At 71.8% G+C, this 15,695-nt stretch carries 15 protein-coding genes, 1 tRNA gene and 1 pseudogene; 10 read left to right on the top strand and 7 right to left on the bottom strand.

Features of this window, described 5'->3' with window-relative positions:
- Window positions 1-8: 8 nt before the first annotated feature.
- Complete coding sequence (locus V2W30_RS20340) at window positions 9-1,220, bottom strand: HTTM domain-containing protein (RefSeq protein WP_338698470.1); 1,212 nt, start codon at window positions 1,218-1,220, stop codon at window positions 9-11.
- A complete protein-coding gene (locus V2W30_RS20335; protein WP_338698468.1) occupies window positions 1,217-2,035 on the bottom strand; it encodes a DUF5819 family protein in 819 nt (272 codons plus the stop codon). Before V2W30_RS20335 ends, V2W30_RS20340 begins: the two co-directional genes overlap by 4 nt.
- Before the next feature lie 304 nt (window positions 2,036-2,339).
- Between V2W30_RS20335 and paaA the strand changes: the two genes are divergently transcribed.
- The 6 genes from paaA (at window position 2,340) to V2W30_RS20305 (ending at window position 7,474) form a co-directional block, all read left to right on the top strand.
- Entirely contained in the window at window positions 2,340-3,329 is a 990-nt protein-coding gene (paaA, locus tag V2W30_RS20330) for a 1,2-phenylacetyl-CoA epoxidase subunit PaaA (RefSeq protein WP_338698466.1), read from the top strand.
- Window positions 3,326-3,637: a 1,2-phenylacetyl-CoA epoxidase subunit PaaB gene (gene paaB, locus V2W30_RS20325; protein WP_338698464.1), complete on the top strand. Its 312-nt coding sequence runs from the start codon at window positions 3,326-3,328 to the stop codon at window positions 3,635-3,637. The genes paaA and paaB overlap by 4 nt, the downstream gene beginning before the upstream one ends.
- Complete coding sequence (gene paaC, locus V2W30_RS20320) at window positions 3,634-4,359, top strand: 1,2-phenylacetyl-CoA epoxidase subunit PaaC (protein WP_338698462.1); 726 nt, start codon at window positions 3,634-3,636, stop codon at window positions 4,357-4,359. The genes paaB and paaC overlap by 4 nt, the downstream gene beginning before the upstream one ends.
- Window positions 4,353-4,919: a 1,2-phenylacetyl-CoA epoxidase subunit PaaD gene (paaD, locus tag V2W30_RS20315; protein ID WP_338698460.1), complete on the top strand. Its 567-nt coding sequence runs from the start codon at window positions 4,353-4,355 to the stop codon at window positions 4,917-4,919. Before paaC ends, paaD begins: the two co-directional genes overlap by 7 nt.
- Window positions 4,919-5,992, top strand: coding sequence for a 1,2-phenylacetyl-CoA epoxidase subunit PaaE (paaE, locus tag V2W30_RS20310; RefSeq protein WP_338698458.1), 1,074 nt, complete (start codon window positions 4,919-4,921; stop codon window positions 5,990-5,992). The genes paaD and paaE overlap by 1 nt, the downstream gene beginning before the upstream one ends.
- A gap of 330 nt (window positions 5,993-6,322) precedes the next feature.
- Entirely contained in the window at window positions 6,323-7,474 is a 1,152-nt protein-coding gene (locus tag V2W30_RS20305) for an acyl-CoA dehydrogenase family protein (protein WP_338698456.1), read from the top strand.
- A gap of 28 nt (window positions 7,475-7,502) precedes the next feature.
- On the opposite strand, the gene V2W30_RS20300 is transcribed toward V2W30_RS20305, so the two are convergent.
- The 4 genes from V2W30_RS20300 to V2W30_RS20285 all read right to left on the bottom strand — a co-directional run bounded on the left by V2W30_RS20300 (window position 7,503) and on the right by V2W30_RS20285 (window position 11,052).
- Window positions 7,503-7,850 carry a rhodanese-like domain-containing protein gene (locus V2W30_RS20300; RefSeq protein WP_338698454.1) on the bottom strand — a complete coding sequence of 116 codons (348 nt, stop codon included), beginning with the start codon at window positions 7,848-7,850 and terminating at the stop codon, window positions 7,503-7,505.
- A gap of 92 nt (window positions 7,851-7,942) precedes the next feature.
- On the bottom strand, window positions 7,943-8,770 hold the full coding sequence (locus tag V2W30_RS20295; RefSeq protein WP_338698452.1) for a J domain-containing protein: 828 nt from the start codon (window positions 8,768-8,770) through the stop codon (window positions 7,943-7,945).
- Between the two features lie 169 nt (window positions 8,771-8,939).
- Window positions 8,940-10,451, bottom strand: coding sequence for a DUF2252 domain-containing protein (locus V2W30_RS20290; protein ID WP_338698450.1), 1,512 nt, complete (start codon window positions 10,449-10,451; stop codon window positions 8,940-8,942).
- A 280-nt stretch (window positions 10,452-10,731) separates the two neighbouring features.
- On the bottom strand, window positions 10,732-11,052 hold the full coding sequence (locus V2W30_RS20285) for a helix-turn-helix domain-containing protein (protein WP_338703702.1): 321 nt from the start codon (window positions 11,050-11,052) through the stop codon (window positions 10,732-10,734).
- A gap of 204 nt (window positions 11,053-11,256) precedes the next feature.
- Here V2W30_RS20285 and V2W30_RS20280 point away from each other — a divergent pair, with 204 nt between their 5' ends.
- Window positions 11,257-11,910 (top strand): FMN-dependent NADH-azoreductase, encoded by a 654-nt coding sequence (locus V2W30_RS20280; RefSeq protein WP_338698449.1) that lies wholly within the window; start codon window positions 11,257-11,259, stop codon window positions 11,908-11,910.
- 147 nt (window positions 11,911-12,057) lie between these two features.
- Here V2W30_RS20280 and V2W30_RS20275 read toward each other — a convergent pair.
- A tRNA-Leu gene (locus tag V2W30_RS20275) sits at window positions 12,058-12,141 on the bottom strand.
- A gap of 492 nt (window positions 12,142-12,633) precedes the next feature.
- Between V2W30_RS20275 and V2W30_RS20270 the strand changes: the two are divergent.
- From V2W30_RS20270 to V2W30_RS20260, 3 genes and pseudogenes are all read left to right on the top strand, one after another.
- Window positions 12,634-13,475: pseudogene (locus V2W30_RS20270) on the top strand (FhaA domain-containing protein).
- A gap of 10 nt (window positions 13,476-13,485) precedes the next feature.
- A complete protein-coding gene (locus V2W30_RS20265) occupies window positions 13,486-14,004 on the top strand; it encodes an FHA domain-containing protein FhaB/FipA (RefSeq protein ID WP_338698447.1) in 519 nt (172 codons plus the stop codon).
- A 125-nt stretch (window positions 14,005-14,129) separates the two neighbouring features.
- Window positions 14,130-15,674: a Stp1/IreP family PP2C-type Ser/Thr phosphatase gene (locus V2W30_RS20260; protein WP_338698446.1), complete on the top strand. Its 1,545-nt coding sequence runs from the start codon at window positions 14,130-14,132 to the stop codon at window positions 15,672-15,674.
- Window positions 15,675-15,695 lie beyond the last annotated feature (21 nt).

Raw genomic sequence — 15,695 nt, 5'->3', positions numbered from 1 at the left:
CAGGAAGCCTACGTGCGCGCCGCGGACGTCTCCTCCACGGCCGGTTCGGCGCCGTCCGCCGTGCGCTGACCGGGCACGGCCGCACTCTTCGTACGGTCGAGCACGCGACCACGCGCGCGTGCCGCCCATCCGCCGACGCGTCGCAAGAAGGACGTCGGCAGGAACACCGCGTCGGCGGTGATCATCGCGAGCGAGAAGAACGGCAGCCCGAGCGCGACGGCGATGAACAGGTGCTCCGTGATCATCAGCACCAGCAGGACGTTCTTGACGCGCCGGTTGAAGACCGTGAACGGGAAGGCGACCTGGACGGCGACCGTCCCGTACGTCACGAGGAGCACCATCGGGCCGTACGCCGTCAGCAGGTCGCCCAGGGCGGGCCACGGCGAGAAGTAGTCCAGGTGCAGCGGGTAGTAGACGGCCGTGCCGTCCTGCCAGCGGCTTCCCTGGATCTTGTACCAGCCCGCCGTCGCGTAGATCAGACACGCCTCGACCATGATCACCAACAGTGCCGCGTTGTGCGCGAGGTTGGCGACGACGTCGCACAGCAGCCGCGGATCCCCGTGCGGGGCACGGCGGTCGAGGTACCACCACACGCCCTGCACGGCCCACAGCGCCCAGAAGAGGCTCAGCCAGCCGCCGCTCACCTCGCCCGTGAAGGTGAGCGCGGAGAGCGCGAGACCGACGGCCCACCACAGGACGGGCCCGACCCGGTCCTCGGCGATCCGGTCCGCCCCGCGCGCGCGGCGCCGTGCGTCCAGCGACCAGACCTGCCCGCAGCGCGTGAAGATCAGGTAGATCGACATGAGGTGGATGACGTTGTCGCCGCCGTCGCCCACGAAGACGCTGCGGTTCTGGAGCGACAGCACGCCGATCATGAACAGCACCGACATGGTGCGGGTGCGCCAGCCCACCATCAGCAGGGCGGCGACCAGCATCGCGCCCACGTAGACGCACGCGAACCAGACCTGGCTGTCGGACCACATCAATGCGGTGAACGCGTGGTTGTCCGCGACGAGTTGCTGCGCCATGTCCCAGCCCCAGGGCCCGTCGGGCCCGTAGAGCTCCTGGCGGTGCGGGAACTCGCGCAGCAGGAACAGCAGCCAGGTGCCGGCGAACCCGATGCGGATCACGGCGCTCTGGTACGGGCCGAGCGCGGTCGCGGTGATCTTCTGCGCCGCGGCGCCGATCCTCGACTCGACCGTCCGGGCGGGGGCGCTCATCGGCCCTCACCCGTTCCCGCCGCGCCGGAGCCCGCGCGCACGCGCGTGCCGCTGTCGAGCGGTACGTCGCGCGACGTCACCGTCCACCAGGGGACCTCCCGGTAGAACGGTTTCTGGTTCACCTTCTCGTTGCTCCACTTCGGTGGCTGGACCGTGGTCGCCTGCGAACGGACCTGGACGCGCTCGACGACGTCCTTCTCGCCCGCGACACCGAGCCGGTCCAGACGCAGTACGAGGATGCGGCGCAGATACTGCTCGGACAGGGTCCCGCGCAGCCCGGTGGGGCGGTTCTGGGCGTCGTGCGTGCCCACGTAGACGTCCCAGGCGCGGCGCAGTTCGTTCTGCTGGGTGTGGCTGGGGATCAGGTTGCCCCGGATGGCGGCGCCGTCCCGCGCGGACAGGTCGTACCAGCCCGTCGTGCGCAGCGTTCCGTCGTCGGCGCGCAGCTCGGCGCGGGTCTGCACCGCCACGTTCTGCTGGAGCGGGTTGGGCGCGAACAGCTTCCAGTTCTGCTCGAACTCCGGGTAGATCCACTCGTCGACCAGCGCGCCGTGCTGCTTGGAGAGCGTGTTCGACGGTGCGACGTGCAGGAACACCATCAGGACGTGGACGCAGGCGACGAGGGCCACCCCGGCCAGGGCCAGGCCGGCGACCACCTGGTAGCCGGGGGAGAGCGCCGCGATGCCCCGCCGCTCGGGCGGTACAGCCTCGTCGCACGGCTCGGGGCGCGGGGCCTCCGGCGGCTCGGACGGCCGCGTGACCGGCTCCGGCGTGTGCCGGGCGGCCTCGTCCGCCGCGGCTGCTTCCGTGTCCATCGGTGCTCCCCGTCCCCGTCCCGTCGGCCCCTGGTTCGTCCGATTCGCCCGGCCGTCCACCGCCGAACCGATTCGGCGTCGCAGGCCCGCGGGCGTGCGACGCACCGGCACCGTACTGGGGAGCGGCCGTCCAGCACAGGCGCCCGAGGTTATCCACAGGCCCGGCTGTTCAGGGTTGACACCCTACGGCGCCGCGTCCCACCATTGAATCCAACGAACCGAACGATCGGTCGGGAGCGTGGCGAGGGCCATGGCCACCCGGCACCGGAACCGGCACCGCACCCGAGGTCGAGGGGGACCTGGAATGGCGACAGCAGCCCCACAGCAGGCGGTACAGCAGGACGGCACCGCCGGATTCCAGTCCGCGTTCGACGCGGCCGTGGCGGCGGACGAGCGCATCGAGCCCCGCGACTGGATGCCCGACGCCTACCGCGCGACGCTGGTGCGCCAGATCGCCCAGCACGCCCACTCCGAGATCATCGGCATGCAGCCCGAGGCGAACTGGATCACGCGCGCGCCCTCCCTGCGCCGCAAGGCGATCCTGATGGCCAAGGTGCAGGACGAGGCGGGCCACGGCCTGTACCTGTACAGCGCGGCGGAGACCCTCGGCACCGGCCGCGACGAACTGCTCGACAAGCTGCACACCGGCCGCCAGAAGTACTCCTCGATCTTCAACTACCCGACGCTGACCTGGGCCGACGTCGGAGCGATCGGCTGGCTGGTGGACGGCGCCGCGATCACGAACCAGGTGCCGCTGTGCCGCTGCTCCTACGGGCCGTACGCGCGCGCGATGGTCCGTATCTGCAAGGAGGAGTCCTTCCACCAGCGCCAGGGGTACGAGCTGCTCCTCGCCCTCAGCCGCGGCACCGAGGCGCAGCACGCGATGGCGCAGGACGCGGTGGACCGCTGGTGGTGGCCGTCCCTGATGATGTTCGGCCCGCCCGACGACGAGTCGGCGCACTCCGCGCAGTCCATGGAGTGGAAGATCAAGCGCCACTCGAACGACGAGCTGCGGCAGCGCTTCGTCGACATCTGCGTCCCCCAGGCCGCCTCCCTCGGACTGACGCTCCCCGACCCGGAGTTGAGGTGGAACGAGGAGAAGGGCCGGCACGACTTCGGCGCGATCGACTGGTCCGAGTTCAAGGAAGTCCTCAAGGGCAACGGCCCGTGCAACGAACAGCGCATCACCCAGCGCAGGCGCGCCCACGACGAGGGCGCCTGGGTGCGCGAGGCCGCCGCGGCCCACGCGGCCAAGCACTCCACCGGTTCCACGCGAGAAGGCAGGGCGGCATGACCCAGACGCCGAGCACACCGTCCAGCGGCGCCGACTGGCCCCTGTGGGAGGTCTTCGTACGCTCCCGCCGCGGCCTCGCCCACACCCACGCCGGCAGCCTGCACGCCCCGGACGCGGAGCTCGCCCTGCGCAACGCCCGGGACCTGTACACCCGCCGCGGCGAAGGCGTCTCCCTCTGGGTCGTGCCGTCCACCGCGATCACCGCCTCGTCGCCCGACGAGAAGGACCCGTTCTTCGAACCGGCCGCCGACAAGCCCTACCGGCACCCGACGTTCTACGAGATCCCCGAAGGGGTGAAGCACCTGTGACCCGGCCCCTGACGTACACCGTCCCCGCCGCCCTCGCCCTCGGCGACGACGCCCTCGTCCTCTCGCACCGCCTGGGGGAGTGGGCGGGCCACGCCCCGGTCCTGGAGGAGGAGGTCGCCCTGGCGAACATCGCCCTCGACCTGCTCGGCCAGGCCCGCGTCCTGCTGAGCACGGTGGGCGACGAGGACGAGCTGGCGTACCTCCGCGAGGAGCGCGCCTTCCGCAACCTCCAGCTGGTCGAGCAGCCGAACGGGGACTTCACCCACACCATCGCCCGCCAGCTGTACTTCTCCACCTACCAGCACCTCCTCTACGGCCAACTGACGGACAGCACCTCGCAGTTCGCGCCGCTCGCCGCCAAGGCGGTCAAGGAGGTCGCCTACCACCAGGACCACGCACGGCAGTGGACCCTGCGCCTGGGCGACGGCACGGACGAGAGCCGTACGCGGATGCAGCGCGCCGTCGACGCCCTGTGGCGGTTCACCGGCGAGATGTTCGAGCCCATACCGGGCCTGGACATCAACTGGCAGGAGATGCGGACCAGTTGGACGGCGACCGTCTCCGCCGTCCTGCGACAGGCCACGCTCACCGTCCCCGAAGGACCGCAGACCGGCGCCTGGCGCGCCGGAGCGGGCCGTCAGGGCCTGCACACCGAGCCCTTCGGCCGGATGCTCGCCGAGATGCAGCACCTGCACCGCAGCCACCCGGGGGCGTCATGGTGACCACCCGGGAAACCCCACGGGAGACCCGACGGGACACCCCGCGGGAGACCCCGCTCGAAGCCGAGCTGCGCCGGCTGGCCGGGTCCGTGCCCGACCCCGAACTGCCCGTCCTCACCCTGGCGGAGCTGGGCGTCCTGCGCGCCGTGCACACCCGGGGCCCCGGCAGCGTCGAGGTCGAGCTGAGCCCCACGTACACCGGGTGCCCCGCGATCGAGGCCATGGCGAGCGACATCGAGCGCGTCCTGCACGAGCACGGCATCCCCGAGGTCACCGTCCGCACGGTCCTCGCCCCCGCCTGGTCGACGGACCACATCACCCCCGAAGGCCGCCGCAAGCTGCGGGAGTTCGGCATAGCGCCGCCCCGCCCCACCCGCGAGGCCGGACCGGTCACCGTCAGCCTCGGCCCGACCCGGCACACCGCGGACGACACCGATCTCACCTGCCCGCACTGCGGCTCCCCCGACACCGAGCTGCTCAGCCGGTTCTCGTCCACCGCCTGCAAGGCGCTGCGCCGCTGCCTGTCCTGCCGCGAACCCTTCGACCACTTCAAGGAGTTGTGATGGCAGCAGCTGCCAGGGCCCGCTTCCACCGGCTCCGGGTCGCCGCGGTCGACCGGCTCACCGACGACTCCGTGGCCCTCACCTTCACGGTCCCGCAGGAGCTCCGCGAGGCGTACCGCCACGCGCCGGGCCAGCACCTGGCCCTGCGCCGCACCGTGGACGGCACGGAGATCCGCCGCACCTACTCGATCTGCTCCGCCGCCCCGGCCGACGAGGCGCCGCGCACCCTGCGGGTCGGTGTCCGCCTCGTCGAGGACGGCGCGTTCTCCACGTACGCCCACAAGGAGATCGCCGTCGGCGACGAGCTGGAGGTGATGACCCCCGCCGGCCGCTTCACCCTCGACCCGGCCCCCGGGCACTACGCGGCGGTGGTCGGCGGCAGTGGCATCACCCCGGTCCTGTCCATCGCCACCACACTCCTGGAGCGCGCGCCGGAGGCCCGGTTCTGCCTGATCCGCAGCGACCGCACCATCGCCTCGACGATGTTCCTGGAGGAGGTCGCCGACCTGAAGGACCGCTACCCGGACCGGTTCCAGCTGGTCACGGTGGTCTCCCGGGAGGAACAGCAGGCGGGCCTCGCCTCCGGCCGCCTCGACGAGGAGCGCCTGACGACCCTGCTCCCCGCGCTGCTTCCCGTGGACCGGATCGCGGGCTGGTTCCTGTGCGGGCCGCTCGGCCTGGTGCAGGGCGCCGAGCGGGCCCTGCGCACCCTCGGCGTACGGCGCGGACGCGTCCACGAGGAGATCTTCCACGTGGACGAGGCTCCCGCCCCGGCCCGCACCGCCCCGGCCCCCGACCACAGCACGCTGACCGCCCAGCTCGACGGCCGCGCGGGCACCTGGCCGGTCCAGGACGGCGAGTCGCTCCTGGAGACGGTGCTGCGCAACCGCGCGGACGCGCCGTACGCCTGCAAGGGCGGCGTGTGCGGGACCTGCCGGGCGTTCCTCGTCTCGGGCTCGATCCGGATGGACCGGAACTTCGCGCTCGAACCGGAGGAGACCGAGGCGGGCTATGTGCTGGCCTGCCAGTCCCACCCGACCACGGAGAAGGTGGAGCTGGACTTCGACCGCTGACACCGGGCCGCCGACGGTTCGCCACTCACCACGCCCGCTCACCGTCGGCCACTCACCACCGACCACTCACCACCGCCCGCTCACCGTCGGCCACTCACCATCGACCACTCACCACCGACCGCACACCGTCGGCGACTCACCACCAGCCGGGGAGCCCCTGCCCCCCGCCCCGTCCCCGCTCCTCGGAACCCGTCCCCTCCGCCTGTTCCCTTCTCCTAGAACCTGTTCTATCTTGACGCCTCGTCAGATTCCGATGCCCCCGAACCCGGCCGAGCGGCCAAGGGATCCCCAGGGGACGGCGAGCGTCTCAGGGAACGGAAGGACAGGCCCGTGGACTTCACCTTCTCCGAGGAGCAGCAGGCGGCGGCCGAGGCGGCCCGCGCGGTGTTCGCGCCGGTCGCACCCGATCGCGTGCCGAGCCCTTCACTCACCTCCGGCGCCGTGGCCGACGACCTCGACCGCGCGCTGTGGACCCAGGCCGCCGACGCGGGCCTGCTGAGCCTGCTGATCGCGCCGGAGCACGACGGGGCGGGCCTCGACGCCATCGCGCTCTGCCTCGTCCTGCGCGAGGCGGCGAAGGTCCTGGCCCGGATCCCGCTCCTCGAACACAGCGCGGCCGCGGCGATCCTCCAGGCTTATGGGCACGGGGAGATGAAGGGCGAGATCCTCCCCCGGGCCGGCCGGGGCGAGAGCGTCCTGACCGTCGCCTCCGCGGGCCGCAGCGGCCACGACCCGGCCGAACTCGCGGTCACCGCACACCAGGATCCCGCCGGCCCGACAGGCGGCTGGGTCCTGGACGGCGTCCAGACGGCGGTGCCCTGGGGGCTCAACGCCGATCACGTCCTCGTCCCCGCCCACACGGCGCAGGGGGCGGCGGTGGTGGCGGTGCTGCCGACCGGCCCCGGCACGGAGGGCCTCACGCTCGCCGAGCAGATCTCGACCACCGGCGAGCGCCTGGCAGAACTACGTCTGGACGGCGTGCGCCTGGCGCCCCGGCAGCTCATCGAGGACACCGACGCCTGGCCCCGGCTGCACGCCCTGCTCGCCACCGGCACCTGCGCGCTCGCGCTCGGCCTCGGCGAAGGCGTACTGAAGATGACCAGCGACTACGCGAGCAAGCGCGAACAGTTCGGGCATCCGATCGCCACGTTCCAGGCCGTCGCCGTACAGGCCGCCGACCGCTACATCGACCTGCGCGCCATGGAGGTCACCCTGTGGCAGGCGGCCTGGCGCCTCAGCAGCGGGGCGGGCGGGGCGCTCCCGGTCGCCGGTGACGTGGCCGTCGCCAAGACCTGGGCGTCCGACGGCGTCCGCCGCATCGTGCAGACCGCCCAGCATCTGCACGGCGGCTTCGGCGCGGACACGGACTACCCGCTGCACCGCTACCACGCCTGGGCCAAACACCTGGAGCTGTCCCTCGGCCCGGCCGCCGCCCACGAGGAGTTGCTCGGCGACCTCCTGGCCGCCCATCCTCTGGGCTGAGACCTCGCCGACGGGTCGCCGGGAGTCGTCAGATGACGGTGCCCGGCTGCCCCTTCTCGTCCGTGACGGGGCGGCCGGCCGCCTCCCACGCCTGCATGCCGCCCGCGACGTTCACCGCGTCGACGCCCTGCTGCACCAGGTAGGCGGTCACCTGCGCGGACCGTCCGCCGACCCGGCAGAGCACGTTGACCCGCCCGTCCTGCGGCGCCGCCTCCGTCAACTCACCGAACCGCGCCACGAACTCGCTCATCGGGATGTGCAGCGCACCGTCGGCGTGACCCGCCTGCCACTCGTCGTCCTCACGGACGTCGAGGAGGAAGTCATCCGCCTTGAGCTCGTCGACACCGACCGTGGGCACACCAGAACCGAAAACCATGCCCCCGACGCTACCCGACCGCACCCACACCCCGACCCGCCCCGGGCCCCCGCCCACGACCGGCGACGCACCCCGCACACGGGCAGACGCGCTCAGGACGCGGTAAGTCGCTCCAGCTCGGCCTCGCGCTCGGCGACCTGCGCCAGCAACTGCTCCGCGATCTCGTCGAGCAGCGCGTCCGGGTCCTGCGGCGCCATCCGCAGCATCGAGCCGATCGCGCCCTCCTCCAGCTCGCGCGCCACGACCGTGAGCAGCTCCTTGCGCTGCGACAGCCACTCCAGGCGCGCGTACAGCTCCTCACTGGCGGTGAGCGGCTGCTCGACCGGTGCGGGCCCCGCGGCCCACTCCTCGGCCAGCTCGCGCAGCAGCACCTCGTCGCCCCGCCCGTACGCGGCGTTGACCCGCGCGATGAACTCGTCGCGCCGCCCGCGCTCCTGCTCGTCCTGCGCCAGGTCCGGGTGCGCCTTGCGGGCCAGCTCCCGGTAGAGCTTGCGGGCCTGCTCGCTGGGGCGGACGCGCTGCGGCGGCCGCACCGGCTGCTCGTTCAGCATCGAGGCGGCCTCCGGGAACAGCCCGTCCCCGTCCATCCACCCGTGGAAGAGCTCCTCGACGCCCGGCATCGGCATCACCCGGGCCCGCGCCTCGTCGGCCTTGCGCCGGTCCTCGGCGTCCCCGGTACGGGCCGCCGTGGCCTCCGCGATCAACGCTTCCAGCTCGTCGAGCCGCGTGTACATCGGCCCGAGCTTCTGGTGGTGGAGGCGGGAGAAGTTCTCCACCTCGACCCGGAACGTCTCCACCGCGATCTCGAACTCGATCAGCGCCTGCTCGGCAGCGCGCACCGCCCGCTCGAGGCGCTCCTCGGGCCGCGCCCGAGGCGGCTCCTCCGGCTGTCCTGCCACATCGGTCTCCGGGGTCGTCACCCGCCCAGCCTAGGGCACGCGCACCCCCCGGGCCGGGGGGCGGCCATACCCGGACCCGGCCGCGACGGGCAACGTCACGGCGTCACCCCTCGGGCCGGGGGGGGCGGCCAAACCCGGACCCAACCACGGCAGGCGACGTCACGGCGCCACGGCGTCCGGCGTCACGGCGTCACACCCCGGTCTCCGCCTCCACCCTCCCGTCCCGCACGGCGCGCACCAGCTCCGCGTGGTCCGCCTCGGTGCGGTCCGCGTACGTCACGGCGAATCCGGCGACCGCTTCGTCCAGCTCCTCGTTCTTGCCGCAGTAGCCGGCTATCAGCTGCGGGTCGGCGCTGTGCGCGTGGGCGCGGGCGAGCAGCGCGCCGGTCATCCGCGCGTAGTCGTCGATCTGGTCGGCGGCGAGCGCGGCCGGGTCGACACTGCCCTTGCGGTTCCTGAACTGCCGTACCTGGAAGGGCCGTTCCTCGACCGAGGTCCAGCCGAGCAGGATGTCGCTGACGACCTGCATCCGCTTCTGCCCGAGCACCACGCGCCGCCCCTCATGATCGACGGGCGGGGCGTCGAACCCGAGGGCCGGAAGATGCGGGAGCAGCGCCGAGGGCCGCGCCTCCTTCACCTGCAACACGAGCGGTTCGCCCCGGTGGTCGAGGAGCAGCACCACGTACGACCGCGTTCCCACGCTTCCGGTGCCGACCACGCGGAACGCCACGTCGTGGATCGTGTACCGCCCGAGGAGCGGCAGCCGGTCCGCGGAGAGGGTCTTCAGATACGCGCCGAGCGATCCGGCGACGGCCGCGGCCTCCGCGTCCGGTATCGAGCGCAGCACGGGCGGCGCGTCCACGAACCGCCGTCCGCCGCCCTCGACGGCCACCGTGGACTTGGCGGCGAACCGGCCGCTGGTGTTGTTCCGCGCCTTCTCGGAGACCCGCTCCAACGTTCCGAGCAGGTCGTGGGCGTCAGCGTGGGAGACCAACTCCTCGTCGGCGATGGCGTTCCACGCGTCGAGCGCCGGCAGTTTGGCGAGCAGCCGCATGGTGCGCCGGTACGCGCCGGCCACGTCGTGCGCCGCCTTGCGGCAGGTGTCCTCGTCGGCTCCGGCCTCCCGCCCGGCGAGGACGAGCGAGGTGGCGAGCCGCTTCACGTCCCATTCCCAGGGGCCGTGCACGGTCTCGTCGAAGTCGTTCAGGTCGATGACGAGGCCGCCGCGCGCATCGCCGTAGAGGCCGAAGTTGGCCGCGTGGGCGTCTCCGCATATCTGGGCGCCGATGCCGGTCAGGGGCGTGCGCACCAGGTCGTACGCCATCAGTCCGGCGGACCCGCGCAGGAAGGCGAAGGGGGTAGCGGCCATCCGCCCGACGCGTATCGGGGTCAGCTCCTCGATCCGCCCGCGGTTGGACTCCTGGACGGCGGTGAGGGCGTCCGGCCGGTCGGGGCCCAGCCTGAACTCGGCGTGCGAGGACCTCGGAACGCGCTGCCTCAGCGCCTTTCCGGCCGCCTTGGGCGACTCCGCGGCCGGCCCGCCGCTCCCGCGAGCGCTCGCGAACCCCGCGACCCGCGGCAACCGCCGCGCCCCGGCGCCCCCGCCCTGCCGCGGCACCTCCACCACAGCACCCGTACCGGTATCCGTACCCGTACCCGTATCCGTACCCGCGACAGCGATCCCGTCATCGTGCACGCCCATGGACGACCGCCTCCCCCTGGCCCTGCGCCTGCCGGGCCCTTCCGCGCCTGCTCAGTGATCGGTCACGACCGTACCGCCGCGCGGAAAACCTCGTCAGAGCCTGTGGAAAACCCGCCGCCTATGCACAACCCCGAGACCCCACAGCTCCCATGAGCCGCAACTTGCGAACCCTCTCCCGCAAGCCGCCACGTCCGAACCCGCTCCCCCGAGCCGCCACGTCCGAACCCGCCCCCGCGAGCCGCCAGGTCCGCCCCTGCTCCCGCCCTACTCCCGCGAGCCGCTACTTCCGGAACTCCTCCGGGCAGGTCCCGCCCTCGGCCCCCAGGTACTTCTCGGCCCACTCGCCCAGTTCGTTCAGCGCGGGCCGCAGCGCCGCGCCCGCCTCGGTCAGCCGGTAGGAGACGCGCAGCGGCGGCCCTTCGTCGACCTCGCGCACGACGAGTCCGGCCGCGCCGAGTTCGGTGAGCCGGTCGGACAGCATGCGTTCGCTGATGCCGGGGATGGACCTGCGCAGGTCGGAGAAGTGGACGGGCCCGGACACCAGGACGGTGACGATCAGCCCGGTCCAGCGCTTGCCGAGGAGCGCGAAGACGCGCGTCATCCCGATGTCGACCGTGGAGCAGGGCCCGGCGCCGTGCGCCAGGGCAGCTCCCGCCCCCGGTCCGTTCCTGTCGTCCCCGTTGCGCGCCATGCCTCCAGAGTACTGGTCTCCCGTACGGGGATGAAAAAAAGTAAGCCCCTGTGTTATTACTAGTTACCTACTCGCTTTCACCAGGCTTTCACCAGACCCCACGGGAGTAACGCCATGGCCACGCTGCTGCACATCGATTCCTCGGTCCTGCCGGGCTCCGCCTCGGCCTCGCGCACCGTCACCGACGCCTTCCGCACGGCATGGGAGGCGCAGCATCCGCAGGGCACCGTCGTCTACCGCGACCTGAGCGCGAACCCGGTGCCGCACATCACCGCCGACACGCACCTCGCCGGCTTCTCCGACCCGTCGACGCACACCCCCGAGCAGGCCGCGGCCTTCGCCGAGCGGGTGCGGCTCATCGAGGAACTGGAGCAGGCGGACGCGATCCTGATCGGCGCCCCCATGTACAACTACTCGATCCCGTCGACGCTCAAGGCGTGGCTGGACAACGTGATCCTGTTCGGCCGCACCGCCGGCGTCGACGCCCCGGCCGCCAAGGGCACCCCGGTCACCGTCGTCGCCAGCCGCGGCGGCTCCTACGCGCCGGGCACCCCGCGCGAGGGCATGGAGTACGTGCAGAACTACCTGGAGGCGACCCTGCGCGACACCCTCGCCCTGGACATCGACTTCATCGTTCCGGAGCTGACGATGGCCCCGCAGAACCCGGCCATGGCCGAGCTCGTCCCGCTCTACGAGGCCTCCCGCGAGCAGGCCCTCGTCGCCGCCGAGCGGAAGGGCAAGGAGATCGCCGCACGCCTCGCCGCGTGAAGGTGACATACCCCACAGGGCGTCGCGGGCCATCGGTCGCGGCGCCCTGATCGCCGTCCACGGGCAACCCGCCACCCCCCGGCGGACAAGCACCCCTAGGCAACGCAAAAGCCCCGCAGATCCGAAGATCTACGGGGCTTTTCGCTGTGCGCGAGGGGGGAGTTGAACCCCCACGCCCTTTCGGGCACTGGAACCTGAATCCAGCGCGTCTGCCTATTCCGCCACCCGCGCATTGGGTGTGTCTTCCGGCTCCCTCGCCCTTGCGGGCCGGGCGCCTTTCGACATCTGAAGATTAGCACGCTGGAGAGGGTGGATTCACATCCGTTTCCGAGGCCGCCCGCCGGGCACCTGACACGACGGACCTCCCGCACGGCACCGTCCGCGGCACCGCCTCCGGCACAACTCCCGTACCGCCCCCGCTCCGGCACGTACCGGACGCGTACCGGTCTCGTACCGGAGTCGGCCGGACCCCGACAGCTCCACAGCCGCGTACGGGACACTGTCCGGAGGCCACCTCTACGATCCCTCTCAAGAGGAGCCGCAGAGGAGCCGCAGAGAAGAGCCGCAAGAGGAGCTGTGAGCGTCGACACTCATCGACCGGGCGGACAGGGGGAACCAGCCGATTTCCCGACGCGTGGATACGATCAGTAAGCAGTACCAAGAAGGTCGCCGCGGACACGGCGACAACGGCACGCAGGACGGCTACGAAGGAGGAGGTGCCCCATGGGAGTCCTGAAGAAGTTCGAGCAGCGCCTCGAGGGTCTGGTCAACGGCACCTTCGCCAAGGTCTTCAAGTCCGAGGTCCAGCCCGTCGAGATCGCGGGCGCACTGCAACGCGAGTGCGACAACAACGCGACGATCTGGAACCGCGAGCGGACCGTCGTCCCCAATGACTTCATCGTGGAGCTGAGCGCGCCCGACTACGAGCGCCTCAGCCCCTACTCGGGCCAGCTCGGCGACGAGCTGTCCGGGATGGTGCGCGACTACGCGAAGCAGCAGCGCTACACCTTCATGGGCCCGATCAAGGTGCACCTGGAGAAGGCGGAGGACCTGGACACGGGTCTGTACCGAGTACGCAGCCGCACCCTCGCGTCGTCCACCAGCCAGCAGCAGGGCGACCGGCCCGCCGCGGCCCGGCCCCCTCAGGCGCCGGGAGGCTACGGATACCCGCAGCCCGCCGCCGCCGCGCCCCCGATGCCGTCCGCGCCGCCCCGGGCCGCCCGGCCCAGACCCCGTCGCCGCAGCGTCCCGCCGGAGGCCCGGCAGGACCGCTGCCCGGGGCCCGGGTACGCCACTGGATCGAGATCAACGGCACCCGCCACCAGATCTCCCGGCCCACGCTCGTCCTCGGCCGTTCCACCGAAGCGGACGTCCGCGTCGACGACCCCGGCGTCTCCCGCCGGCACTGCGAGATCCGGACCGGAACACCCTCGACGATCCAGGATCTGGGGTCCACCAACGGGATCGTGGTGGACGGGCAGCACACCACCCGCGCTACGCTCCGCGACGGCTCGCGGATCGTCGTGGGCCAAACCACCATCGTTTACAGGCAAGCCGAAGGGTGAAGCGGGGGCAATGTCAGAGCTGACCCTGACGGTCATGCGGTTGGGTTTCCTGGCCGTTCTGTGGCTGTTCGTGATCGTGGCCGTCCAGGTCATCCGCAGCGACCTGTTCGGCACACGTGTCACACAGCGCGGTGCGCGCCGTGACAGCGGCCGCCAGCAGCAGGCCGCACGGCAGGCCGCCGCGCCTCCGCAACAGCGCCAGCAGCAGTCGGGCGGCGGCCGCCAGCGCCGCGGCGCCCCGACGAAGCTGGTCGTCTCCGAGGGCACCCTCACGGGTACGACGGTGGCACTGCAGGGGCAGACGATCACGCTCGGCCGCGCACACGACAGCACGATCGTCCTGGACGACGACTACGCGTCCAGCAGGCACGCCAGGATCTACCCGGACCGGGACGGTCAGTGGATCGTCGAGGATCTCGGGTCCACCAACGGCACGTATCTCGACCGGACCCGGCTCACGACGCCCCAGCCGATCCCGCTGGGCGCACCGATCCGCATCGGCAAGACCGTCATCGAGCTGCGGAAGTAGTGCGACATCATGATTGAGCGGAGCGAGCGAGCCGACGCGGCAGTCCCGGCACCGGGCACCGGCGCGCTCCCGACCGGAGGGTGGGCACCGTGCGGATGTACCCGGAGCCGACGGGCGAGGTGCGCATGAGTCTGTCACTGCGCTTCGCCGCCGGATCGCACAAAGGCATGATCCGCGAGGGCAACGAGGACTCCGGCTACGCCGGCCCCCGGCTGCTCGCGATCGCCGACGGCATGGGCGGCCAGGCCGCCGGCGAGGTCGCCTCGTCCGAGGTGATCTCCACCATCGTCGCCCTCGACGACGACGTGCCCGGGTCGGACATCCTGACCTCACTCGGCACGGCCGTACAGCGGGCCAACGACCAGCTCCGCATGATGGTCGAGGAGGACCCCCAGCTCGAAGGCATGGGGACCACCCTGACCGCACTCCTGTGGACAGGACAGCGACTCGGACTCGTCCACGTCGGCGACTCGCGCGCCTACCTGCTGCGCGACGGCGTACTCACGCAGATCACCCAGGACCACACGTGGGTGCAGCGCCTCGTCGACGAGGGCCGCATCACCGAGGAAGAAGCCACCACGCACCCGCAGAGGTCCCTCCTCATGCGGGCGCTCGGCAGCGGCGACCACGTCGAACCCGACCTCTCCATCCGAGAGGTACGCGCCGGCGACCGGTACCTGATCTGCTCCGACGGCCTCTCCGGCGTCGTCTCCCACCAGACGATGGAGGAGACCCTCGCCAGCTACCAGGGCCCGCAGGAAACGGTCCAGGACCTGATCCAGCTCGCCCTGCGCGGCGGCGGCCCCGACAACATCACCGTGATCATCGCGGACGTCCTCGACATGGACAGCGGCGACACCCTCGCCGGCCAGATGTCGGACGCGCCCGTCATCGTCGGCGCGGTCGCCGAGAACCAGCACCAGCTCCAGGACGGCAGCGCCATGGAGACCCCGGCGGGCCGCGCCTCCGGACTCGGACGGCCCGTCCCCGGCCAGGGCGGCGGCGAATTCGGCCCGCCCGGCAGCGGAGACCCCGCCGGCTACGCACCCGAGGGGGGCTTCGGCGCGTACTCCGACGAGGACTTCGTCAAGCCGCGCCGCGGCCGCAAGTGGTTCAAGAGATCGATCTACATCGTGCTCGCGCTCGCCGTCATCGGCGGCGGCCTCTACGGCGGATACCGCTGGACGCAGACCCAGTACTACGTCGGCACGAACGACGACAACGTGGCGCTCTACCGCGGCATCAACCAGGACCTCGCCTGGGTGAGCCTGTCCAAGGTGGAGAAGAACCACCCCGAGATCGAGCTCAAGTACCTGCCGCCGTACCAGCGCAAGCAGGTCGAGGCGACGATCGCCGAAGGCGACCTCGCCGCCGCCCAGGACAAGATCGACGAACTGTCGGCCCAGGCCACCGCCTGCGAGAAGCAGGCCAAGCGCCAGCAGGCCGAGAACGACAAGAACGCGAAGACGGGCGAAGGCGAAGCCGGCGGAACGACGACGGGCGGCACCGCCTCCAAGGCGTCGTACCGCACCGCGACCACCGCACCCACGCCGACCCCGTCCGACCCCTCGTCGTCGCCGTCCGGCAAGTCCAAGACCTCTCCCACGCCCACCCCTGGCCCCACTCTCTCCGAGGAAGAGCAGCAGCTGGCCAAGGCGTGCGCCAAGTAGTAAGAGCCGTTGGGGGCCTTT

Origin of the sequence: Streptomyces sp. Q6, assembly GCF_036967205.1 — a bacterium.
Lineage (GTDB): Bacteria > Actinomycetota > Actinomycetes > Streptomycetales > Streptomycetaceae > Streptomyces > Streptomyces citrinus.
The sequence above is the reverse complement of the archived record's forward strand: the minus strand, read 5'-3'. Positions and strand labels throughout refer to the sequence as shown.